Raw genomic sequence first — 3,097 nt, 5'->3', positions numbered from 1 at the left:
TTGTCACTCTACGCCGATCGCCTACTCGATCGAATCGCTACAATGGCTGAATTATTCTCGATCGATAAAAATACTCCAATTTCTAACCGCCACTTAATTTAGCTTTGTAGCCCAATTTAGTCACGATCTCCAATAACTTTTGACGATGATCGCCTTGAATCTCGATCGTATTATCCTTCATCGCGCCACCTGCACCACACTGATTTTTGAGTGTCTTGGTGAGGCTGGTAAGTGTCTCTGGTGAGACTTGAAAGCCACTGACGATGGTGACTGTTTTACCGCCTTTACCTTTGCGGGAGGCTTCGATCTTGAGTTTGTGCTGGTTGGGTGGTAGTTCGGCGGTGTCTTCGGTATCTGGCTCTTCGTCGCCAAATTCGCGGTAGGCGATTTTATTACTGTCTTTTGCCATAGTTTTGTGGGTATGTTATGGATTGCCCCGTATCCAATTTTATCTCAATGTCAAGCTAGATCTATCCTCATCGCATGGGTTGAATACCTTTGGCTACGTTTTGGGCATAATTACTAGGTAATCTAGTGAGCTACGGACTGATGCGGCGCAAAAAATTAATCTCTCCAGAACAGCCTACACAGGATATTGTTAAATATAAATTTAAGCTATTATTTTTGCCATATCTTTCTTACTGTATCGGAATTAGTGTTTTAGGTGCGTTCTTTTTCGGAATAATATATTTGATTCTGTTAGTACCGCTAACGATAGCTATTGCTAAGTCAATTTTGCTATTTGTCTGTTCATTAGCGATTCAAGTTATAGTAGCCTACATATTAATAAAAATATCTAATTTTATCATTACTCCAGTCGGAGTTTCTGGGCTAAATTTACTGGGCCGCCGAATATCCATGAATTGGCAAGAGATCGCATTAATTAAACCTTATCGAATACTGGGAATGCGATGTTTGTCTATCAAAACAGCATCTGGCAAAAATATTCAACTTGCAACTCATTTACATGAGACAGCTAAAATACTCGATCGAGTCCGAGAATTAGCTGGCACCGAACATATATTAGTCCGGGCATTAGAAAAAGAATTATCGCGTCCGCGCTACGAACTTAGTAAGTTATGGGTTGGGGTAATTGGTGCGATCGGATTGACGATGAGCATCTATTTAATCGGTGGAAATATGTATGCAGCCGAGCAAGAAAAGCCGTTCGAGCAAGCGATCGCTACCTACGTCCGCCAACATCCTAAAACTGCACCGAATGAGTCCGCGATCGAGTTACAATCCTTGATGACTAAATTAGGGCTATCTATAGATGTATTTGGTGATGGTAGTGAAGTAAAAGTTAAACCAACAATTGCTGCGATCGCAGAATGGAAATCGATCGAAAGACCGTTACAAGATTATGTTAATCAACAATTAGAGAAAAATGAAGACTCGATCGCACCAGTTCCCGATAAAGTATTAACCTATCTCAACAATCATCAAGCCGATCTAGAGGCGGTCGTTACTTACTTAGCAAATAATCCCATCCCTGAATGGGGGAATAATTCTTGGACATCACAAAGTAATTTAAGTCTAGAAAGTAGCTCACTGTTCTCAAAGTTACCAATTTTTTTAAGCACTACCAATATTGAAAGTTTGACGACCGCAAACCTACTCGACAAGCAGCAACAACCGAATGCAGATCTTACTAAGCATTTAATTGTATTTGATAAAATTCAGCAATCGGTTCGATCTCAAAAGTCGCTAATAGGACAGTTGTATAGCCTCATTGGACAAGGTAGAATATCAAGATTAGTCAGGCAGATCGATTCACGACAGGCGGCATTAAATCAACAATTGTCACAGGGATGGGGTAATAATTTATTCGGTCAAGAACGTCATAAATACATGGCTAGTGCGATCGAGAATGAGTCAATAACTGCTAACAAGCTCTTGCAAAATCCAGCTCTGTTCGATCGATTGCTGGTGACATATGATAGTCCATTACGTTGGATACCGGGATTCTCCTATTTAGTAAGTCCTTCTCTCCGATTAGCCGCAGTAGATAGACATCGAGAAGTTGCTAAAGGTATTGCTTATTGGAGTCAGCAAAATATCTGTCGGACAAATGGTAACAGCGGCGTAAAACCGACAATAGACTTTGCTGAATACACGATCGATCCCGTTGTCATAACTAGTCAATATCCCAAGGTATTGAAGCAAGACTTATTGTGGGAGTTGACGACTAGTGTGAGGCAAGTAAAAGCTAAATTAGCCGCAGGGGAAAAGGCTGATTTGGTAGCGAGAGATTTCCAGCTTCAGTCACAAGTTTGTCCGGGAGAAAAATGGACTGCCAAGGCTGCCGATGGATCTGTGAATATTGGATTTAGTCATCCTCCTGATTGGAAAGCTTTGGGGATGAGTAATTCAACCAAAGGTGAGTCACTGACATATACAATTAAACCAGTTGCTAAAACATAGCCCGAATAGAAACCCGACTTCTTGGAGAAGTCGGGTTTCTGGCGTCGATAGAAACTATTAACTAGCGTTTGTAAGATCTAAATTATCTAAAAACTTTTCCGCTGCGGTGAGGTGCTGCTGTTGTTTTTCTGGAGCCATCTTATCGAAGGTTCTTACCAACATCCCCAAGCGAGGATTCGTGAGAAAGAAATCGCGATGGACGTGCATAAATCGCCAAAACAATCCATCCCAAGTTACTTGCCAATCGCCTTTGGGATAGTCGCTCATCTTCATCAGATAATTGCTCCCGCTGATATAGGGTTTCGTACACATGCCGCCACCATCGGCGAACTGGCTCATCGCATAGACATTCGGCACCATCACCCAATCATAAGCATCGACAAACATCTCCATAAACCAGCGAAACACGTCATCGGGATCGAATTCGCACAAGAGCATGAAATTGCCGACTACCATCAGCCGTTCGATATGGTGACAATACCCCTGTTTGAGCGCCTTGTGAATCGTCGCATCCAGCGGTAAAATCCCCGTAGTGCCGTTCCAAAAGCTCTCGGGTACTTTGCGCGTAAAACCCCAATAGTTGTGCGTGCGCTGGAATCTACCCCGGCGCTCGTAGGTAATCCGCATAAACTCGCGCCAGCCGACGATCTGTCGGATGAAGCCTTCGAGACTA

At 42.8% G+C, this 3,097-nt stretch carries 3 protein-coding genes; 1 reads left to right on the top strand and 2 read right to left on the bottom strand.

The genetic code is table 11. The features are described from left to right. Positions 1 to 82: 82 nt before the first annotated feature. Positions 83 to 409 (bottom strand): translation initiation factor, encoded by a 327-nt coding sequence (locus RMO52_RS12950; protein ID WP_310414787.1) that lies wholly within the window; start codon positions 407 to 409, stop codon positions 83 to 85. Positions 410 to 915: 506 nt separating this feature from the next. On the opposite strand from RMO52_RS12950, the gene RMO52_RS12945 reads away from it, so the two are divergent. Then, positions 916 to 2,424: a hypothetical protein gene (locus tag RMO52_RS12945; RefSeq protein WP_310414784.1), complete on the top strand. Its 1,509-nt coding sequence runs from the start codon at positions 916 to 918 to the stop codon at positions 2,422 to 2,424. Between the two features lie 57 nt (positions 2,425 to 2,481). Here the strand turns inward: RMO52_RS12945 and RMO52_RS12940 are convergent. Beyond that, positions 2,482 to 3,097, bottom strand: a 616-nt coding sequence (locus tag RMO52_RS12940) for an FAD-binding domain-containing protein (protein WP_310414782.1), incomplete at its 5' end; no start/stop codon positions are given.

Origin of the sequence: Chamaesiphon sp. OTE_8_metabat_110 (genome assembly GCF_031382685.1) — a bacterium.
Taxonomy (GTDB): Bacteria; Cyanobacteriota; Cyanobacteriia; order Cyanobacteriales; family Chamaesiphonaceae; genus Chamaesiphon.
Note: the sequence above shows the minus strand (reverse complement) of the source record. Positions and strands in the feature narration are given on the sequence as shown.

Excerpts from the sequence above, each read along its gene's own strand:
- RMO52_RS12950 (WP_310414787.1), bottom strand. The coding sequence starts at position 409 with ATGGCAAAAGACAGTAATAAAATCGCCTACCGCGAATTTGGCGACGAA.